The sequence below is a fragment of the Actinomycetospora succinea genome (assembly GCF_004363095.1).
Lineage (GTDB): Bacteria > Actinomycetota > Actinomycetes > Mycobacteriales > Pseudonocardiaceae > Actinomycetospora > Actinomycetospora succinea.
This window is the reverse complement of the sequence record NZ_SNYO01000005.1, coordinates 248,617-265,824: the sequence shown is the minus strand read 5'-3', so window position 1 is coordinate 265,824 and position 17,208 is coordinate 248,617. Positions and strand designations below refer to the sequence as shown.

Sequence of the window (17,208 nt, the reverse complement as noted above, 5' to 3'; positions counted from 1 at the left end):
ACCCGGCCGACAGGAGACGTGGGATGGACGACACCGCCGCGGTGGACCTCGCGGAGCTCGACCCGCTGGCCCTCGAGAACCAGGTGTGCTTCGCGCTCGCGGTCGCCGCGCGCACGGTGATCTCGGTGTACAAGCCGCTGCTCGAGCCGATGAACCTCACCCACCCGCAGTACCTCGTCATGCTCGCGCTCTGGCAGGAGGCGCCGTTGTCGGTCAGCGAGCTGGGTCGCCGCCTCGAGCTCGACCCCGGCACGCTGTCGCCGCTGCTCAAGCGCCTCGAGGCCGCCGGCTACGTCACCCGCGGGCGCGACCGCGGCGACGAGCGCTCGCTGGCCGTGCGGCTGACGCCGGCCGGGGTGGCGCTGCGCGAGGAGGCCGAGCGCATCCCGCCGGCGATCGTCGAGCGCCTCGCCATGGACCTGCCCGAGCTGCGGGCGCTGCACGGCTCGCTCACCGAGATCATCGGTGCGGCCCGGCGAGCCCAGGGTCGTGCTTGACAACTTCTCGGTTGAGAACAACACTGCAACTGGTTGGTTGTCTTCTCGTACTAAGGAGTGGGTCGTGGCCGAGACGAAGGTTCTCCCCGTGGACGGCGCCGAGATCGCCTACGACGTCTACGGCCCGTTGCCGCCCGCCGACGGGCGTCCGGTGATCCTGATGTTCGGCCAGCCGATGGACGCCTCCGGCTTCCGCGCCCTGGCGGCGCGGTTCCCGGACCGCACGGTCGTCGCCTACGACCCGCGCGGGCTCGGGCGCAGCACGCGCAGCGACGGGCGCACCGACAACACGCCGCAGACCCAGGCCGAGGACCTGCACGCGCTGATCACCGCGCTCGGCACCGGCCCGGTCGACGCCTTCGGCAGCAGCGGGGGAGCGGTGACCGGCCTGCAGCTCGTGACCGCCCACCCCGAGGACGTCGTCACGCTCGTGGCGCACGAGCCGCCGATCAACGGCGTTCTGCCCGACGCCGCGGCCGCCGACCGCGCCAGCAAGCAGTTCCGCGAGGCCTACCAGGCGAAGGGCTGGGGGCACGGGATGGCGGGCTTCATGGCGCTCGGGTCGTGGCAGGGCGAGTTCACCGACGAGTACTTCACGCAGCCGGCCCCGGACCCCGCGATGTTCGGGATGCCGACCGAGGACGACGGCTCCCGCGACGACCCGCTGCTCTCCGACAGCTCGCTGGCCGTCATCGACTACGAGCTCGACGTCGACGCCCTGACCGCCGCGCCGACGCGCGTCGTCGTCGCGGTGGGCGAGGAGACCGGCGACACCTACACCGCGCGCACCGGACACGGCACCGCCAAGGCCCTCGGGCAGGAGGCCACGATCTTCCCGGGCCACCACGGCGGGTTCCTCGACGGCGAGTTCGGCTGGCCGGGCAAGCCCGACGAGTTCGCGGCGAAGCTGCGCGAGGTCCTGGACGGCGGCTGAGTCACTCCTCGACCAGGCGGCGCAGCAGGCGCCCGAGCTCGGCGCGCTCGTCGTCGTCGAGGGCGGCGAACACCCGGTCGGCCTCCGCCGCGCGGGTCGCCCGCACCGCCGCGCCGAGCTCGGCGCCGGCGTCGGTGGCGGCGACCTGGGTGGCGCGGCGGTCGGCGGGGTCGGGCCGGCGCTCGACGAGGCCGCGCTCGGCGAGGGCGTCGACGACCTCGGTGGCCGAGCGCGGCGCGATGCGCAGGTGCTCGGCGAGCGCGCCCGAGCGCGTCGGGCCGTGGCGCAGCAGCACCTCGAGCGCGCGCAGCTGGGAGAGCGAGACGCCCCACGGGGCGAGGGCCTCGCGCGACTGGTGACGCAGCCGGCGCGCGACCAGCCAGAACGCGTCGGCCAGTGAGCCGTCCTCCTCCACGGGGAATACCGTAGGGCGCTTGCTGTTGTAGCCTCATGTTGAGGATACCTCAGCAAATCGGACACCCGCTCCCCGCCAGGAGGCGCCCCTTGCCCCGCCCCACGCCACCACCCTCCCCCGAGACGCGCGCGCTCGAGGCCGAGCAGGCCCGCCACGTCTCGCTGCGGCGCATCGCGCGCCTGTTCCGTCCCCACCGCGGCCCGCTCGCGGTCGTCGTCGCCGTCATCGTGGCGTCGTCGATCGTCGCGATGGCGTCGCCCTTCCTCCTGCGCGCCGTCATCGACGACGCGCTCCCGCAGCGTGACCTGCCCCTGCTCGCCTGGCTGGCCGGCGGGATGATCGGCGTCGCCGCCGTCACCTCGGTGCTCGGCGTCGTCCAGACCTGGATCTCCACCGGCGTCGGGCAGCGCGTCATGCACCGGCTGCGCACCGACGTCTTCGCCCACCTGCAGCGCCAGTCGCTGGGCTTCTTCACGCGCACCCGCACCGGCGAGGTGCAGTCGCGCATCACCAACGACATCGGCGGGATGCAGACCGTGGTCACGTCCACCGCCACCTCGATCGCCGCCAACCTCACCACCGTCGTGGCGACCGCCGTCGCCATGGTCGCGCTGTCCTGGCAGCTCTCGCTCGTCACGCTCGTCGTCCTGCCGCCGGCCGTGCTGATCAGCCGGCGGGTCGCGCGGATGCGCCGCGAGCTGACCGCGAAGCGGCAGAACGAGCTCGCCGACCTCAACGTCACCATCGAGGAGGGCCTCTCGGTCGACGCCGCCGCGCTGCACCGCACGCTCGGCACCGGCCCCGCCCTCGTCGACCGCTTCACCGCCTCCTCGGCGCGCCTCACCGACCTCGAGATCCGCTCCCAGCTCGCCGGGCGCTGGCGCATGGCCACGATGAGCGTGGTCTTCGCCGCGATCCCGGCCCTCATCTACCTCGGCGCCGGGCTGCCGTGGACCCTCGGACAGCTCTCGATCGGCACGCTCGTCGCCTTCACCTCGCTGCAGGCGGGCGTGTTCCGGCCGCTGTCGGGTCTGCTCGACGTCGGCGTGCAGGTGGCCAGCTCGCTGGCCCTGTTCTCACGGATCTTCGAGTACCAGGACCTGACCGTCGACATCGCCGACCCCGCGGAGCCCGTCGAGCTGGGCGACGTCCGCGGCGACGTCCGGATCGAGGACGTCACCTTCACGCACCCCGGCGGCGACCGCCCCGCCGTCGACGGCGTCGACCTCACGATCCCCGCCGGGACGACCCTCGCGCTGGTGGGGGAGACCGGGTCGGGCAAGACCACGCTCGGCGCGCTGGTCGCCCGCCTCCACGACCCCGACGCCGGGCGGATCACCATCGACGGCGTCGACCTGCGCGACATGCGCCTCGCCGACCTCGCGCGCGTCGTCGGCGTCGTCAGCCAGGAGACCTACCTGCTGCACACCACCGTGCGCGAGAACCTGCGGGTCGCGAAGCCCGAGGCCACCGACGCGGAGATCGAGGCGGCAGCCCGCGCCGCGCGCATCCACGACATGCTCGTCGCCCTGCCCGACGGCTACGACACCGTCGTCGGCGCCCGCGGCCACCGGTTCTCCGGCGGCGAGAAGCAGCGCCTCGCGATCGCCCGCACGCTGCTGCGCGACCCGCGCGTCCTCGTCCTCGACGAGGCCACCAGCGCCCTGGACACCGAGACCGAGCGGGCCGTGCAGCTCGCGCTCGACGACCTCGCGCGCCACCGCACGACGCTGACGATCGCCCACCGGCTCTCGACGGTGCGCCACGCCGACCGCATCGCGGTGCTCGACCACGGGCACGTCGTCGAGACCGGGAGCCACGCCGAGCTCGTCGACCGCGAGGGGCGGTACGCGGCGCTGGCCGCCTGATCCCGGACACGAAAAGGCCCGCCCCGATCGGATCGGGGCGGGCCTCGGGTGTGCGGGGTCTATCGCAGGGAGCGGTCGATCCACCGGGCGTCGACACCGTTGCGGTGCTGCTCGATCCGGCGCAGCCGGGTGCGGGCCTGGTGGGTCAGCCCGTCGAGGCGGTCGAGGATCTGGCGGAGCTCGGCGATCTCGGTGTCGAGGGCGCTGTCGGCCTCGGACTCCGGGGTCGTGCTGGCGGTCACGGCGAACCTTCTTCGGGTCGCGGGTGGTTCGGGGAACGTCGCCGGGCCGGTCCGTCCGAGGAGTTCGGGATCGATCCAGTGACGCACCACCGATGCTACGCCTGGGTCAACGAGTGGTGTCACCAGGCCGCCGCCGAGCCCCGATCGGGTCTCAGCGGCGTCCGATCCCGTGCACGAGCTGGTCGACCAGCGTGCCCGCGAAGTCCTCGGTGAGCGGCTGGTCGGGGATGAGCAGTCGGTGGTAGCAGGCACCCCAGAGCTGGTCGACCACGGCCTCGGCGTCCACGTCGTCGCGGACCTGGCCGCGATCACGGGCTGCCTCGACCGCCGTGACGGCCAGCGCCCGGCGCGGCGCCGAGTAGTTCTCGCGGTACGCCGCCGCCAGCTCCGGGTCGGTCTGGGCGGAGCCGATGAGCTCGGCGATCACCCGCCCGGCCGGCGTCTCCGTCATCAGCCGGACGAACGCCCGCACCTGCTCGGTGAGGTCGGCGGCGATGTCGCCGGTGTCGGGGAACGCGAGCGTGCTCTCGACGGTGCGGAAGTACGCCTCGAGCGCGAGCGCGCCCCGCGACGGCCACCACTTGTGCAGCGTGGTCCGGCTCGCGCCCGAGATCGCGGAGACCCGCTCGAAGGTGAAGCCGGCCATGCCCTCGGCGAGCAGCAGGTCCCCGGCGGCGGCGAGGACCTCGCCGCGGACCTCGTCGGCCGGGCGCCGCCCCCGCCCGCGACGCGGGCCGTCCTGTCCGGTCACGCCAGCCCGCCGTTGGCGAACAGGGTCTGGCCGTTCACCCATCGGGCGGGCCCGGCGAGGAACGCGACGGCCTCGGCGATGTCCTCGGGCTGCCCGAGGCGCTCGAGCGGGGCGGCCTTGGCCAGGCCGGCGACCTGCTCGTCGCTCTTGCCGTCGAGGAAGAGCGGGGTGGCCGTCGGCCCGGGCGCGACGGCGTTGACGGTGACGTCGCGGCCGCGCATCTCGCGGGCGAGCACCGGCACGAGGGCCTCGACGGCGCCCTTGCTGGCGACGTAGCCGCCGTAGGTCGGGAACGACAGCCGCGTCACCGACGTCGAGAACGCGATGATCGCCCCGCCGGCCCGGACGCGGCGGGCGGCCTGCTGGGCCACCACCACGGTGCCGCGGATGTTGGTGCGGTGCATGCGGTCGAGGTCGTCGAGGTCGAGCTCGGCGATCGGGGCCAGGGTCATGATCCCGGCGGTGTGGACGACGACGTCGACGCCGCCGAAGGCCTCCTCCACGGCGTCGAACGCGGCCGCCATCTCCGCGGGCTCCGCCACGTCGCCGCCGACGGCGATCGCCCGCCCGCCGGCCGCGTCGATCGTAGCGACGACCTCCTCGGCGCGGGCCTTGTTGCCCGCGTAGTGCACGCCGACCGCCGTGCCGTCGGCGGCGAGACGTTCCGCCACCGCCCGGCCGATGCCGCCGGACCCTCCGGTGACGAGGGCGGCGCGGGTGTCCGGGGTCGTGCTCATCGTTCCCTCCGGGTGCTCGATGTGAACGCTGTGTACACATAGAGAAGCACGAAAAGAACGTTACGTCCATATGTGGAGGTGTCAGAGGTCGGAGACCGCCGTCACGATCGCCCGGTGCGCGACGCGGGCCAGGCCCGGGGTGCGGGTCCGGTGGTACGGCAGGGCGACGAGGCCGAACGAGACGGCCCAGCCGCGACCCCGGCGCCAGGTCGCGTCGTCGACGTCGAGGGCCGCGCGGAACGTCGCACGGGCGGCGGGGGACAGGAGGGTCCAGGCGGGGAGGAGATCGACGGCCGGGTCGCCGACGGCGAGGCAGCCCCAGTCGATCACCGCACTCAGGCGGCCGTCGCGGACGAGGAGGTTGCCGGGCAGCAGGTCGCCGTGCAGCCAGACCGGCGCGCCGTCGTGCGGCGGGGCCGCGAGGGCGTCGCGCCAGACCGCTGCGGCGCCCGCGAGGTCGATCCCCGGTTCGGGGTCGGCACGCAGGGCGGCGAGGGCATTGCGCACCTCCTCGTCGCGGGTGGCGAGCGGGGCGCCGCGACCGCCGTTCTCCGGTCCGGGTTCGGGGCCGGGCCACGGCAGCGACCGCAGGGCGAGCACGACGGCGGCGAGGTCGCGGGCGACGGCGTGGTGGTCGGGGATCGGCGCCGTCGTCGCGTCCTCCCCGGGCAGGAGGCGGCTGATCGTCCAGAACGAGAGGCGGTTCGGCCCGCAGGTCCCGCCGACGAGCGGGACGGGGATCGGCACCGGCAGGACCCGGCCGAGCAGACGCAGCCAGTGGTCCTCCCGCGTGCCGTGGGGGTTCGGGTGCCGCGGCACCCGCACCACCAGGTCGTCACCGAGGCGGTACAGGAGATTGTCGGAGCCGCCCTCCATCGGGGCGGGGTCGAGGGGCAGGCCGGCCCAGTGCGGGAACTGCTCGTCGATCAGGGCACGGATCGTCGCCGGCGACGGCGGGAGGGCGTCGTCCACGCGCCCATCGTCCCGGGTGGTCGCGAGCGAGTTCCCGGGTCGACGGAGATCGACGTCTCAGCGGGATGTCCGGATCGGCTGGGTAACTTGGCACTGAGTGACAGGAAAGTTCGCCGACAGGGGAGGACCCGTGACCGACACCGCCGCGCCCGCGAGCGCGCCGCCCGCGCCCCGGGAGGCACCGCCGCGTAGTGGTCTGCTGCTCGCGGTCCTCGTCGGCTCGGCGTTCGTCATGATCCTCAACGAGACGATCCTGTCGGTCGCGCTGCGGGACCTGACCGTCGACCTCGGCGTCTCGACCACCACCGTCCAGTGGCTGACCAGCGGGTTCCTGCTGACGATGGCCGTGGTCATCCCGACCACCGGCTACCTGCTCGAGCGCTTCACGCCCCGCACGATCTTCCTGATCTCGCTGAGCCTGTTCAGCCTCGGCACGCTGATCGGCGCGCTCGCCCCGGGATTCGCCGTACTGCTCGTCGGCCGCGTCGTCCAGGCCGCCGGCACCGCGGTGATGATCCCGATGCTCATGACGACGGTGATGCGCCTCGTCCCGCCGGAACGCCGCGGCGCCACCATGGGCACGATCACGATCGTCATCGCCGTCGCGCCCGCGGTCGGGCCGACGATCGGCGGGGCGGTCCTCGAGTACCTCGGCTGGCGCTGGATGTTCTGGCTGGTGCTGCCGCTGTCGGTGGCCGCGCTGCTCGTCGGCGCCCGGTGGATGCACCTGCCGACCGCGACCCGGCGCGTGCCGCTCGACGTGCTCTCGGTGCTGCTGTCCGCGGTCGGCTTCGCCGGCCTGCTCTACGGGCTCTCGTCGATCGGGGAGTCCGGCGGCGGCGAGCACCCCGTCCCGCCGTGGGTGCCGATCGTCGTCGGCGTCGTCGCCCTGGTCGTGTTCGTGTGGCGCCAGCTGCGCCTGCAGCGCCGGGACCGCGCGCTGCTCGACCTGCGGCCGTTCACCCGGCGCGCGTTCTCGGTCGCGATCCTGCTGTCCGTCCCGCTGTTCATGAGCCTCATCGGCGCCGCCGCGGTCCTGCTGCCCCTGTACCTGCAGACGGTGCTGGGGACGAGCACGTTCGTCAGCGGGCTCGCGGTACTGCCCGGCGGGCTCGTCCTCGGTGCGCTCGGACGTCCGGTCGGCGCGCTGTTCGACCGGTACGGCGCGCGGCCGCTCGTGATCCCCGGCGCGGTGGCGATGGCGACCTCGCTGTGGCTGTTCGCCTCGCTCGGCGCCGGCTCGTCGATCGCCGCGGTGATCGGCATCCACGTCCTGCTCATGGCCGGCCTCGGCCTGATGATGACGCCCTTGATGACCGAGGCGCTCGGCAGCCTCCCGGACAAGCTCTACTCCCACGGCAGCGCGATCCTCTCGACGCTGCAGCAGGTCGCGGGTGCCTTCGGCACCGCCGTCTTCGTCACGGTGGCCGCGCTCGGCGCCGCGAACGCCGCCGGCGCCCCCGACGCCGCGGGCATCCGCTCGGCGTTCGTCGTCGCGGGCTGTCTCGGTGTGCTGGCGCTCGTGGCGTCGCTGTTCGTGCGGGGGCGCTCCCGGGGGGCCGCCTCGTCCGAGGCGGTCACCGAGGCGGTCACCGAGGCCGTCCCCGAGCCCGCGGTCGAGCCGACCGACGACCGTCCGGTCGTGGCCGGGACCGTCGAGGGTCCGGCCGAGGCCGTGGTGACGCTCGTCGACACCGACGGGCGCCAGCACGGGCGCGCGGGGACCACCGACGGCCGCTACCGCCTCCCGGTGCCCGGGGCCGGCACGTGGCTCGTGATCGTCAGCGCCCCCGGCCACACGCCCCAGGCCCGCCGGGTCGAGGTGCGCGACGGCGACGACCGCGCCCACGACCTCCGGCTGACGCTCACTGCCCGCTGAAGAACGTGACCTTCCGCCACCCGAACGGCCGATGATCGGGGCGTCGAAGGCGGGCGATGATCACTGTATGTCATTTCTCAAGGTGCTGACGGGCTTCGTGCCGTGGATCGTCTTCACCCTGGCGGCGAGCCGCCTCGGGGCGGGCGCGGTCGGGGTGGCGTGCCTGCTGGCGCTGGTGGTCGCCGTCGGCCTGATCATCCGGTCGGTACGCCACGGGGAGTCGCCCAAGCTGCTCGAGGTCGTCGCCGCGGTCGTGTTCCTCGTGCTGGGCGTCGTCGCGTTCGCCGTGCCCGCGTCGGACGCCTTCCTGGCCGGCTACGGGCGCGCGCTCGCGGCGGTGATCCTGGCGGTGACGATCTTCGCGACGCTGCCGGTGATGCCGTTCACCGAGCAGTACGCCCGCGAGAGCGTGCCCCGCGAGTTCTGGACCAGCCCCCGCTTCCGCGCGATCAACCGCCGGATCAGCGCGGTGTGGGGTGCCGCCATCGCCGTCATGGCGGTCAGCCACGTCGTCGCGGGCGCGCTGGACACGCCGGGCTCCGGGGGCGGCGTGCTGAGCCGCCCGGTCGACCTGGTGTTCAACTGGGTCGTGCCGGGCCTGCTGATCTGGGCTGCGGTGGCCTTCACGCAGAAGGCGCAGGCCGGCGCGAAGGCGGAACAGCAGGCGCACGCGAACGGGGCGCACGAGGCGACGGCGCGGGGCTGAGGCGCCGGGTCAGCCGGCGGCGACCTCGAGCAGGGTCCCGCCGGTCAGGTCGACGAGCTCGGCGGCGGTCGTCGGGAACATCGAGTGCTCGTCACCCGCGCCCGCCCACACCGTCGGGAAGGCGGTGAGCGCGACGTCGACGACGCAGGTCAGCGGCGCCGGGTGACCGACCGGCGCCACGCCGCCCACCCGCTGGCCCGTCGCGCGCTCGACGGTGTCGGGGTCGGCGCGCTTGACGCGGCGCTTGGCGACGTCGAGGTGCGCGGCGACCCGGCCGAGGTCGACGCGGTGCGCGCCCGACGCCAGCACGAGCACGACCCCGTCGCCGGCGGTGAAGACGAGGCTGTTGGCGATGGCGCCGACCTCGCAGCCCAGCTGCTCGGCGGCCGCCGCGGCCGAGGGGACCGGTGTCTCGAACACCTGGATCTCCCGTGGCGCGCCGGCGTCCTCGAGTGCGCGCCGCACCGCTTCCCTGCCCGTCGTCACGAGCGGGCAGGTTAGCGATCACGGCAGCAGCGGCCGCATGAACGTGCGGTCGTACCGCACGACGCACCCGCTCTCGTCGCGGATGCGGTCGGCCTCCACGAACTCAGGGTCGTCGCCGAAGCGGGCGCGGTAGGTCTCGTAGTCGGCGAGGCTGGGGAAGCTGAAGAGGGCGAGCGCGGCGTCGCTGGCGCCCTCGGCGGGCAGGAAGTAGCCGTGGTGGACGCCGCCGTGGCGCGCCACGAGGTCCATCCAGCGGGTGGCGAAGCGCTCGAAGTCGGCGGTCTTCGCGGGATCGATGACGTAGTGCACGACGCAGGTGATCACGGCGGGGGAGTACCCCGCCGGGGCGAACGCGCTCGGCCCCACGGAGGAGTGTCAGGAGGGTGGGTCGTCGGTAACCCTGCTGGTCATGACCACGACGGCTCCCCGCCGCCCCTCCGCCCCGCGCGCCCGCATCCGCGACCGCGGCCAGGTGGACGCGCTCGTCCTCGCCGCCCTCGCCGAGAGGCCGCTGCGGCAGGAAGAGGTCTCCGACGTCGTCCGTCGGCAGGTCGGCGACGTCCTCGACTTCCCGTACTCCCGGGTCGTGCCGACGCTGCACCGGCTCGCCCGCAACCGCCTCGTCGTCCGCTCGAGCCGGGATCCCCGCCGCTACCGACTCACCGAGGTCGGCACGCGCTCCCTGACCGCCCGCCGCCGCGCCGCCGACGCCTTCGCGACCTCGCTGCACCGTCTCGCCGACGGTGGCGAGGCCGACGGCAGCCAGGAGGCCGCCCCCCGTGCTGAGCGAAGGGCACCTTCGCGCGGATAGACGGGCGAGGGGCGCCCCTCGCCAGGACGTCGAGCGCCGGCGCGGCCCGGATCGGCGTGCCCTGGATCCGCGCGCCACACATCGGCGCGCCTCGGAGGCCGACGTGGAGGCGATGGTCGCGACGATCAGGTCGGCGACCGCCCCCGGCGGCATGATCCGTTCAGGTGCTCCGTGCGCCCCGTATCACGTGGTCCGCGGAGCGCCCGGAGCGATCACCGGTCGACGGACCCGCACCGCCCACCACGCGAGCCCGGGCGTCGGCACGGACATCAGGGGCGACGTCATCCACCTCGTTGCGGCGACGAGGTGCACCACGACGCCCGTGATCTCCACCGCGACCCCCGTGAGCACTCGACAGGCACGTTCCGCATGATCAGCGCGACTCGCGAGCTGCGGAACGTGCCCCTCGCGCACACTGGCTCCGTGTTCACCGGCCTCCACCACGTGCAGCTCGCCATGCCCGTCGGGCAGGAGGACCGGGCGCGCGCGTTCTTCGTCGGCGTCCTGGGGATGACCGAGATCGAGAAGCCGCCGGTGCTCGCCGCGCGCGGCGGGGCGTGGTTCCGCGCCGGCGGGCTGGAGCTGCACCTCGGCGTCGAGGACGACTTCCGTCCCGCGCGCAAGGCGCACCCCGGCATCATGGTCGACGACCTCGACGCCCTGGCCGGGCGGCTGGAACACGCCGGCCAGGACGTCACCCGCGACCGCGACTTCCCGGGCTTCCGCCGCTTCTACGCGCACGACCCCTTCGGCAACCGGCTCGAGTTCCTCGAGCCGGGCGAGTAGTTCACGCCGACGGACCCGCGAGCTCCTCCTCGTCGACCTCGATCCCCAGCGGCCGCAGCGACGCCCACGCCAGGAACGCGACGGCGACGACGACCAGCGCGATCCCGGTCCACAGGTTCACCGCGAAGCCCGCGGCCTGGGCGAGCTGCTCGGCGCCGTCGAGGAGCCCGCGGATCACCAGCACGACGCCGTAGAACCCCAGCAGGCCCCCGATGACGTAGCGGACGTCGAACAGGCGCGCCATCCGGCTCGTGACGGCGGGGCCACCTTCAGTGCTCATCGGGACTCCCTCAGGCGAACAGGATGTTGAGGACGACGGTCAGGGCCAGCGCGATCCCGCCCAGCAGGACCGGGCGCCGCCACCACACGGCCTCGCGCGGCTGCTTCAGCGTGGGCACGACGCCGTCGGCGCCCGCGACGCCGTAGACGATCCCGGCGAGCTGCGACCGGGCCGGCGCGCGGCCGAACATCGAGACCAGGACGGTGACGACCGCGTCGACGAAGAACGCGGCGCCGGCCTGGTAGAAGGTCACCTCGATGTCCGAGCCGAAGGTCAGCACGCCGGCCTTGGACAGCACGAACACCGCGGTCCCGGCGACGACGCCGGAGAGCAGGCCCCAGAAGCCGCCCCAGCCGGTGGTCCGCTTCCAGAACATGCCGAGGATGAAGGTCGCGAAGATCGGGGCGTTGAAGATCCCGAAGAGCGACTGCAGGTAGGTCATGATGTTGTTGAAGCCGGCCGCGAGGAACGCGGTGCCCACCGCGATGATCACGCCGCCCGCGGTGACCGCCCGGCCCATCGTCAGGTAGTACGCGTCGGAGCGACCGCGGGCCAGGTAGGGCTGGACGAGGTCGTAGGTGACGACGGTGTTCAGCGAGCTGACGTTGGCCGCGACGCCGGCCATGAACGAGGCGAACAGGCCGGTCACCGCGACGCCGAGCACGCCCTGCGGCAGCAGCTGGCCCATGAGGGCGGGGATGGCGTCGTTGTACTCGAGCCCGCCGGTGTCGTCGTTGCCGAAGTTCGGGATGGCGACGAGCGCGACGAGACCCGGGATGATCGTGACGGCCGGGATGAAGATCTTCGGGAAGGCGGCGATCAGCGGCGTGCGCTGCGACGCCGACCGGTCCTTGGCCGAGAGGGCGCGCTGGATCTCGGCGAAGTTCGTCGTCCAGTAGCCGAACGAGAGCACGAAGCCGAGGCCCAGGACGATCCCGATCCAGTTCGCGCCGATGGGGTTGGAGACGTCGCCGACGCCCGTGCCCTGCCAGGCGTGCAGGCCGTTCGGGCCGAGCGCCGACGCCTCGACCCGGCGCCCGAGCTCGGCGAACCCGCCGACCGAGCGGACGGCGACGATCGCGAGCGGGATCAGCCCGGCCAGGATGATGAAGAACTGCAGGACCTCGCCGTAGATCGCGCTGCCGAGGCCGCCGGCGCCGATGTAGATCAGCACGACCGCGGCGGACGCGAGGATGCCCGCCCACAACGGCCAGCCGAGCAGGGCCTGGAGCACGATCGCGAGGGCGTAGAGGTTGACGCCGGCGATCAGCACGCTGGCCACCGCGAACACCACCGCGTTGAGCACGTGGGTCTGGTTGTTGTAGCGCAGCTTGAGGAACTCGGGGACCGAGCGGACCTTCGAACGGTAGTAGAACGGCATCATCACGATGCCCAGGAAGACCATCGCCGGGATGGCGCCGATCCAGTAGTAGTGCACGGTCGCGACGCCGTACTGGGCGCCGTTGGCCGCCATGCCGATGATCTCGGTGGCGCCGAGGTTGGCCGCGACGAACGCCAGGCCCGTCACCCACGCGGGCAGCGACCGGCCGGCGAGCAGGAAGTCCGCGCTCGTGCCGACGGCGCGTCGTGCGACGACGCCGATGCCCAGGACGACCACGAAGTAGACCGCCAGCAGCGTGTAGTCCAGCCATCCCAAGTCGAGCCGCAGCATTGCGTCTCCCTGTCACTTCTCGGCCGTGAACGTTAACGTGATGGTTCACGAGATTGATACCGGCGTGAGGCCGCCGTCAAGGGGGAGGCGTAGTTGAGCGAGCACGGAGCGTCGAACGCGCACGAGGACGCGACGGTCGAGAGGGTCGTCGAGGAGGAGACCGAGCAGCTCGCCGACGGCCGGACGATCCGCTTCCTCCGCTGGGCGGCGGCGGGGGAGGAGAGCGCGTGAGCGAGCGCCGCTACGACCCCACCCACGGCGAGTGGGTCACGTTCGCGACGCACCGCCAGGACCGGACGTACAAGCCGTCGGCCGCGGCCTGCCCCCTGTGCCCGACGCGACCCGGTCACGAGCCGACCGAGATCCCGCGCGAGCACTTCGACGTCGCCGTGTTCGACAACCGCTTCCCGTCGCTGTCGACCGACCCGCCCGAGCCGGAGATCGCCGGCACCGACCTCGTGCCCGTCGAGCCGGCCTACGGGCACTGCGAGGTCGTGGTGTTCACCGAGGACCACGACGCGACGCTCGCCGACGTCGGTGTCGCGCGGGTGCACCTGCTCGTCGAGACCTGGGCCCGCCGGGTCGCCGACCTCGCCCGAGACCCCCGCGTGCGCTACGTGCTCCCGTTCGAGAACAAGGGCGAGGCGGTCGGCGTCACGCTGCACCACCCCCACGGGCAGATCTACGCCTACCCCGACGTGCCCCCGCGCCCCGCGCGCGAGCTCGCCGCCGGCCGCCGCCACCACGACGCGACCGGGCGCTGCGTGTTCTGCGACGTCGTCGCGGCCGAGGCGGGCGGCCCCCGCGAGGTCGTCGCCGGCGACCACTTCGTGGCCGGCGTGCCGCCCTGGGCGCGCTTCCCCTACGAGGTCGACGTCTGGGCGCGCGAGCACGTCCCGTCGCTGCCCGAGACCAGCACCGCAGCGAGGGCCGACCTCGCCCGTGTCCTGGCCCGCGTGCTCGCCGGCTACGACCGGTTCTTCGGCTTCAGCACCTCGTACCTGCTGGGCATCCACGCCGCGCCCACCGACGGCCATGATCGCGACGTGTCCCACCTGCACCTCGAGATCTGCCCGCCCCACCGCGGCGGGGGCAAGCTCAAGTACCTGGCCGGGTCGGAGACCTTCGGCGGGGCGTTCCTCACCGACGTCGCCCCCGAGCTGGCGGCGCAGCGCCTCCGCGAGGCCTGCGCGGACGTGGAGGTGCCGGCGTGAGCCCCGTCGAGGACATCGCCGCGACCTTCCGCGACGCCGTCGGCCACGACCCGGAGGGCGTGTTCTCGGCGCCGGGCCGCGTGAACCTCATCGGCGAGCACACCGACCACAACGAGGGGCACGTGCTGCCCTTCGCCATCGACCGCCACTGCCGGGTCGCCGCCGCGCGCCGCGCGGACGACGTCGTCACGGTGCGGTCGGCGCAGGAGCCCGGCGACGCGGTCACCACGACGCTCGACGCGCTGCCCGGGGCCCGGGGCTGGTCGGCCTACGCCCTCGGCACGCTGTGGGCGCTGCGCGAGGCCGGACTGCCCGGGGACGACGGCTGGGACCTCGTCGTCGCCGGCGACGTCCCGCTCGGCTCGGGGCTCTCGTCGTCGGCGGCGCTGGAGTGCGCCGTCGCCCTGGCCGTCGCCGAGCTGACCGGCAGCGACCTCGACCGCCACACCCTGGCGCGCGCCGGGCGCCGCGCCGAGAACGACGTCGTCGGCGCGCCCGTCGGGATCATGGACCAGGCGGCGTCCCTGCTGTGCCGCGACGGGGCGGCGCTGCTGCTCGACTGCCGCACGCTCGAGGGGCAGGACGTGGTGCTCGGGCTCGACGAGGTCGGGCTGGTCACGCTCGTCGTCGACACCCGCGTGCGCCACGACCTCGCCGACGGCGGGTACGCCGACCGCCGCGCCGCCTGCGTCGCGGCGGCCGAGGCCCTCGGGGTGCCGGCCCTGCGCGACGCGACACCGGACATGCTCGGGCAGCTGGACGGCCCGATGCTGCGAAGAGCCCGCCACGTCGTCACCGAGCAGGCCCGCGTGCACCGGGTGGTCGAGCTGCTGACCGGCCACAGGCCCGCCGAGGTCGGCCCGGAGCTGACCGCCTCGCACGCCTCGCTGCGCGACGACTTCGAGGTCTCGGTGCCCGCGCTCGACGCGGTCGTCGGGACCGCGCTGGAGCACGGGGCGCTCGGCGCGCGCCTGGTCGGCGGCGGGTTCGGCGGCAGCGCGCTCGTGCTCGCGCCGAGCACGGCGGCCGAGGAGATCGGCGAGGCCGTGGTGCGTCGCGCCGCCGACGACGGCCACCCCGAGCCGGTGATCCGCGAGGTCCACCCCGCCGGAGGTGCGCGTCGTGAGGCGTGGGCACCGGCCGGGCGGCACTAGGGTCGACGCGGTGGAAGGGGAGCCGACGGTCCGGGTGACCATCGACGACGTCGCCCGCGCCGCCGGCGTCTCGCGCCAGACCGTGTCGCGGGCGATGAACGGCAAGGGCGAGATCAGTGCGGGCACCCGGCGCCGGGTGCTCGCGACCATCGAGGAGCTCGACTACCGCCCCAGCGTGTTCGCCCGCGGCATGCGCACCCAGCGGGCGGGGACGCTCGGGCTGATCCTCTCCGACATCGCCAACCCCTTCTTCCCGGCCGTGGCGCGCGGGGTCTTCGACGCCGCCGCGGCCCACGGGTTCTCGGTGGTCGTGCACAACACCGACGCCCACGCCGGGCGGGAGTCCGCCGCCTCGCGGGAGATCCTCGAGCGGGGCGCCGAGGGCGTCATCGGGTTCTTCGAGGCGCTCGGCGACGAGGAGCTCGTGGCGCTGCACCGGCGCCTGCCCCTCGTCGTCGCCGACCGGCGCGCGCCCGCCCCGACGGTCGCGAGCGTGTCCTCCGACTTCGCCACCGGCACCCGCCTCGCCGTCGAGCACCTCCACGCGCGGGGCCACCGGCACCTCGGCATGCTCGACGGCGCCGTCGGCGTCGACCACGTCCGCCGCCACGCCTTCACGGCCGCCGCCGCGCCCGGGTCGCCGATCGTCACCGGCCCGCCGACGATCACCGGCGGTGCCGCCGCGGCCGCCCAGCTGCTCGGCGAGCACCCGGAGGTCACGGCGCTCTTCGCGTTCAACGACCTCATGGCCGTCGGCGCGATCCGCGCGCTGCGCGAGCGGGGCCGGCGCGTCCCGGACGACTGCGCCGTCGTCGGCTACGACGACCTGACCCTCGCCGCCGACCTCGACCCGCCCCTGACCACGGTGCACACCGACAAGTACGAGCTGGGGCGCACGCTCGTCGAGACCCTGGACGGCGTCATCAAGGCCCGGCGCGACGACACCGGCGCCACCCCGGGCCCCGAGGACCGCCTCCTGCCCGCGACGCTGGTGGTGCGCCGCTCGGGGTGAGCGCTCGGTCTCACGACGGGACCGCCCGGCGCCGCGGCGGGTACGCCGCGTTGATGCCCCCGCAGCCCGTCGTCCTGCCCGCCGCCGGCCGCACCGAGACGGTGGTCGTGCCCGGCCTGGGCCTCACCGCCTCGTCGTACCGGGGCCTCGTCGACGAGCTGGGCGCCGCCCTGCCCACGGCCGTCGTGGCCCTCCCGGCCCTCGGGCTCGGCGCGGCGCCCGGCGACACCCTCGACCCGGAGTCGCTCGCCGACGACCTCGCCCGCCGCCTGACCGAGCACGGCCTGCTCGCCGACGGCCCGCTGGTCCTGGTCGGGCACTCGGCGAGCTGCCAGGTCGTCGCGGAGCTCGGCCGGCGCCACCCGCACGCGGTGCGCGGCCTGGTCCTCGTCGGGCCGACCGCCGACCCGCGCATGTCACCGCGCCGCCGCCTGGTCGCGCGCTGGCTGCGCACCGTGGTGTGGGAGGACCCGCGCCGGGTGCCGGGGATGCTGCGCGCCTACGCGACGACGCGGCTGTCCGGCTTCGCCCGCGGCCTGCGCGCGGCCCGGCGCCGCGACCTGCGCGCCACGCTCGCGGCGACCGCGGTGCCGGTGCTGATCGTCCGCGGCCCGCGCGACCACCTCGCCCCGTCCGGCTGGCTCGCCGCCCTGGCCGCGACGCGGCCCGGCATCGAGGTCGCGACCGTGCCCCACGGGGCGCACAACGTCCCGCTGACCCACCCCGCCGCGCTCGCCCGGCACGTCGTGACGCTCGCCCGCCGCGTGTGCCGGGACGCGTCGACGGGGTAGA

Annotated in this window: 21 protein-coding genes and 1 pseudogene; 13 read left to right on the top strand and 9 right to left on the bottom strand. The window is 74.3% G+C overall.

Annotation, left to right across the window (positions count from 1 at the left end):
* Positions 1-23: 23 nt before the first annotated feature.
* Entirely contained in the window at positions 24-497 is a 474-nt protein-coding gene (locus tag EV188_RS19895; protein WP_133828018.1) for a MarR family winged helix-turn-helix transcriptional regulator, read from the top strand.
* Between the two features lie 64 nt (positions 498-561).
* Complete coding sequence (locus EV188_RS19890; protein WP_243741846.1) at positions 562-1,431, top strand: alpha/beta fold hydrolase; 870 nt, start codon at positions 562-564, stop codon at positions 1,429-1,431.
* Position 1,432: 1 nt separating this feature from the next.
* Here the strand turns inward: EV188_RS19890 and EV188_RS19885 are convergent, their stop codons facing one another.
* Positions 1,433-1,846: a MarR family winged helix-turn-helix transcriptional regulator gene (locus EV188_RS19885; RefSeq protein ID WP_133828017.1), complete on the bottom strand. Its 414-nt coding sequence runs from the start codon at positions 1,844-1,846 to the stop codon at positions 1,433-1,435.
* 89 nt (positions 1,847-1,935) lie between these two features.
* Here EV188_RS19885 and EV188_RS19880 point away from each other — a divergent pair, with 89 nt between their 5' ends.
* A complete protein-coding gene (locus EV188_RS19880) occupies positions 1,936-3,714 on the top strand; it encodes an ABC transporter ATP-binding protein (protein WP_279536759.1) in 1,779 nt (592 codons plus the stop codon).
* A 59-nt stretch (positions 3,715-3,773) separates the two neighbouring features.
* Here EV188_RS19880 and EV188_RS19875 read toward each other — a convergent pair whose 3' ends face one another.
* From EV188_RS19875 to EV188_RS19860, 4 genes are all read right to left on the bottom strand, one after another.
* Complete coding sequence (locus EV188_RS19875) at positions 3,774-3,956, bottom strand: hypothetical protein (protein ID WP_133828015.1); 183 nt, start codon at positions 3,954-3,956, stop codon at positions 3,774-3,776.
* Positions 3,957-4,107: 151 nt separating this feature from the next.
* Positions 4,108-4,707: a TetR-like C-terminal domain-containing protein gene (locus tag EV188_RS19870; RefSeq protein WP_243741845.1), complete on the bottom strand. Its 600-nt coding sequence runs from the start codon at positions 4,705-4,707 to the stop codon at positions 4,108-4,110.
* Positions 4,704-5,444, bottom strand: a complete 741-nt coding sequence (locus EV188_RS19865; protein WP_133828013.1) for an SDR family oxidoreductase — start codon at positions 5,442-5,444, stop codon at positions 4,704-4,706. The genes EV188_RS19870 and EV188_RS19865 overlap by 4 nt, the downstream gene beginning before the upstream one ends.
* An 81-nt stretch (positions 5,445-5,525) precedes the next feature.
* A complete protein-coding gene (locus EV188_RS19860; protein WP_208114292.1) occupies positions 5,526-6,416 on the bottom strand; it encodes an aminoglycoside phosphotransferase family protein in 891 nt (296 codons plus the stop codon).
* 130 nt (positions 6,417-6,546) lie between these two features.
* On the opposite strand from EV188_RS19860, the pseudogene EV188_RS19855 reads away from it, so the two are divergent.
* The 3 genes and pseudogenes from EV188_RS19855 to EV188_RS19850 all read left to right on the top strand — a co-directional run.
* Positions 6,547-7,989, top strand: a pseudogene (locus tag EV188_RS19855) (MDR family MFS transporter); the annotation flags it as partial.
* 69 nt (positions 7,990-8,058) lie between these two features.
* Positions 8,059-8,295, top strand: a complete 237-nt coding sequence (locus EV188_RS33105; RefSeq protein WP_424922942.1) for a carboxypeptidase-like regulatory domain-containing protein — start codon at positions 8,059-8,061, stop codon at positions 8,293-8,295.
* A gap of 67 nt (positions 8,296-8,362) precedes the next feature.
* On the top strand, positions 8,363-9,001 hold the full coding sequence (locus EV188_RS19850) for a hypothetical protein (protein WP_133828012.1): 639 nt from the start codon (positions 8,363-8,365) through the stop codon (positions 8,999-9,001).
* Between the two features lie 9 nt (positions 9,002-9,010).
* Here EV188_RS19850 and EV188_RS19845 read toward each other — a convergent pair whose 3' ends face one another.
* Together EV188_RS19845 and EV188_RS19840 are read right to left on the bottom strand one after the other, a co-directional pair.
* The gene (locus tag EV188_RS19845) at positions 9,011-9,487 is read right to left on the bottom strand and encodes a YbaK/EbsC family protein (protein ID WP_133828011.1); all 477 of its coding nucleotides are present in this window, start codon (positions 9,485-9,487) and stop codon (positions 9,011-9,013) included.
* A gap of 18 nt (positions 9,488-9,505) precedes the next feature.
* Complete coding sequence (locus tag EV188_RS19840; protein ID WP_133828100.1) at positions 9,506-9,811, bottom strand: NIPSNAP family protein; 306 nt, start codon at positions 9,809-9,811, stop codon at positions 9,506-9,508.
* 85 nt (positions 9,812-9,896) lie between these two features.
* Here EV188_RS19840 and EV188_RS19835 point away from each other — a divergent pair, with 85 nt between their 5' ends.
* Together EV188_RS19835 and EV188_RS19830 are read left to right on the top strand one after the other, a co-directional pair.
* Positions 9,897-10,298 carry a PadR family transcriptional regulator gene (locus tag EV188_RS19835; protein ID WP_133828010.1) on the top strand — a complete coding sequence of 134 codons (402 nt, stop codon included), beginning with the start codon at positions 9,897-9,899 and terminating at the stop codon, positions 10,296-10,298.
* 423 nt (positions 10,299-10,721) lie between these two features.
* Positions 10,722-11,084, top strand: coding sequence for a VOC family protein (locus EV188_RS19830; RefSeq protein WP_243741844.1), 363 nt, complete (start codon positions 10,722-10,724; stop codon positions 11,082-11,084).
* Position 11,085: 1 nt separating this feature from the next.
* Here EV188_RS19830 and EV188_RS19825 read toward each other — a convergent pair whose 3' ends face one another.
* Positions 11,086-11,364: a hypothetical protein gene (locus EV188_RS19825; RefSeq protein ID WP_243741843.1), complete on the bottom strand. Its 279-nt coding sequence runs from the start codon at positions 11,362-11,364 to the stop codon at positions 11,086-11,088.
* A 10-nt stretch (positions 11,365-11,374) separates the two neighbouring features.
* On the bottom strand, positions 11,375-13,036 hold the full coding sequence (locus EV188_RS19820) for a sodium:solute symporter family protein (protein WP_133828008.1): 1,662 nt from the start codon (positions 13,034-13,036) through the stop codon (positions 11,375-11,377).
* Positions 13,037-13,129: 93 nt separating this feature from the next.
* Here EV188_RS19820 and EV188_RS31790 point away from each other — a divergent pair, with 93 nt between their 5' ends.
* Genes EV188_RS31790 through EV188_RS19800 form a run of 5 tightly spaced genes read left to right on the top strand, consistent with a single transcriptional unit; the run spans position 13,130 to position 17,207 of the window.
* Positions 13,130-13,267 (top strand): hypothetical protein, encoded by a 138-nt coding sequence (locus tag EV188_RS31790; RefSeq protein WP_166659980.1) that lies wholly within the window; start codon positions 13,130-13,132, stop codon positions 13,265-13,267.
* Positions 13,264-14,250 carry a galactose-1-phosphate uridylyltransferase gene (galT, locus tag EV188_RS19815; protein WP_133828007.1) on the top strand — a complete coding sequence of 329 codons (987 nt, stop codon included), beginning with the start codon at positions 13,264-13,266 and terminating at the stop codon, positions 14,248-14,250. Before EV188_RS31790 ends, galT begins: the two co-directional genes overlap by 4 nt.
* Positions 14,247-15,404 carry a galactokinase gene (galK, locus tag EV188_RS19810; RefSeq protein WP_133828006.1) on the top strand — a complete coding sequence of 386 codons (1,158 nt, stop codon included), beginning with the start codon at positions 14,247-14,249 and terminating at the stop codon, positions 15,402-15,404. Before galT ends, galK begins: the two co-directional genes overlap by 4 nt.
* A 10-nt stretch (positions 15,405-15,414) precedes the next feature.
* Positions 15,415-16,416 (top strand): LacI family DNA-binding transcriptional regulator, encoded by a 1,002-nt coding sequence (locus EV188_RS19805; protein ID WP_243741842.1) that lies wholly within the window; start codon positions 15,415-15,417, stop codon positions 16,414-16,416.
* Between the two features lie 53 nt (positions 16,417-16,469).
* Entirely contained in the window at positions 16,470-17,207 is a 738-nt protein-coding gene (locus EV188_RS19800) for an alpha/beta fold hydrolase (RefSeq protein ID WP_133828005.1), read from the top strand.
* The last annotated feature ends 1 nt before the right edge of the window (position 17,208 follow it).

Bases quoted from the DNA above. Each gene is read 5' to 3' on its own strand.
- EV188_RS19820 (WP_133828008.1), bottom strand. From the start codon at position 13,036: ATGCTGCGGCTCGACTTGGGATGGCTGGACTACACGCTGCTGGCGGTC.
- EV188_RS19825 (WP_243741843.1), bottom strand. From the start codon at position 11,364: ATGAGCACTGAAGGTGGCCCCGCCGTCACGAGCCGGATGGCGCGCCTG.
- EV188_RS19835 (WP_133828010.1), top strand. From the start codon at position 9,897: ATGACCACGACGGCTCCCCGCCGCCCCTCCGCCCCGCGCGCCCGCATC.
- EV188_RS19865 (WP_133828013.1), bottom strand. From the start codon at position 5,444: ATGAGCACGACCCCGGACACCCGCGCCGCCCTCGTCACCGGAGGGTCC.
- EV188_RS19800 (WP_133828005.1), top strand. From the start codon at position 16,470: ATGCCCCCGCAGCCCGTCGTCCTGCCCGCCGCCGGCCGCACCGAGACG.
- EV188_RS19850 (WP_133828012.1), top strand. From the start codon at position 8,363: ATGTCATTTCTCAAGGTGCTGACGGGCTTCGTGCCGTGGATCGTCTTC.
- EV188_RS19895 (WP_133828018.1), top strand. From the start codon at position 24: ATGGACGACACCGCCGCGGTGGACCTCGCGGAGCTCGACCCGCTGGCC.